This is a genomic window from Bacillus sp. AF23, from assembly GCF_020861455.1.
Lineage (GTDB): Bacteria > Bacillota > Bacilli > Bacillales > Bacillaceae > Bacillus > Bacillus halotolerans.
In genome coordinates this window covers 1-669 of sequence record NZ_JAJHVY010000048.1, presented here as the reverse complement: position 1 = coordinate 669, position 669 = coordinate 1, and the positions used below count along the sequence as shown (strand labels likewise).

Here is a 669-nt window from a genome sequence, read left to right as displayed (position 1 = left end):
CGGGCGTCCCTTTGCGGGACATGCTCATGGTAATGCCTTTTGTGTTAACAGCTTTTTGATACTCGTAAGATGTATACACAGATCCTTGGTCACTATGTAACACGCAGTTCTGAGGCAGTGTTGGCAGTTGATCAAGTGTGTTTAAGACAAAGTCTGTGTCCTGCTTATCGCCAATCGTAAAAGCAACCACTTCTCCATTGTATAAATCTAATATACTGGAAAGATACAATTGTTTCTGTCCATAAGGCAAATATGTGATGTCCGTTACTAGTTTTTCAAGAGGGCGATCAGACTGAAAGTTCCGATCCAATATATTATCGACCACGGCATATGGCTGTCCATTCTTCTTGCGCTTTTTCACCTTAACCCGGCACTGCCATTGATTTTTCTGCATAATACGCTGAACCGTTTTATGGTTGATACGCATTGTCTTTTTTAGTATGGCTGTGATTTTCCGATATCCATATCGATACTTGTGCTCTCGGCACAACGTGCCGATTTGTTTTTCAAAATAGCGCTTAGGATGATCTTTCGTCTGATTCTTCTTCCAACGATAATAAGACGCTCGAGAGATACCTAAATGAATACAGATATCCTGCACGGTTATTGTGCTGCGCAATCCTTCTACAAGTTCGACTGACGTTTGGCTATCAACTTCCTTTCCAATTC

General features: G+C 41.6%; 1 protein-coding gene. It reads right to left on the bottom strand.

From position 1 onward, the window contains the following. Window positions 1-669, bottom strand: a 669-nt coding sequence (locus LNN34_RS21765) for an IS3 family transposase (protein ID WP_229044609.1), incomplete at both ends; no start/stop codon positions are given.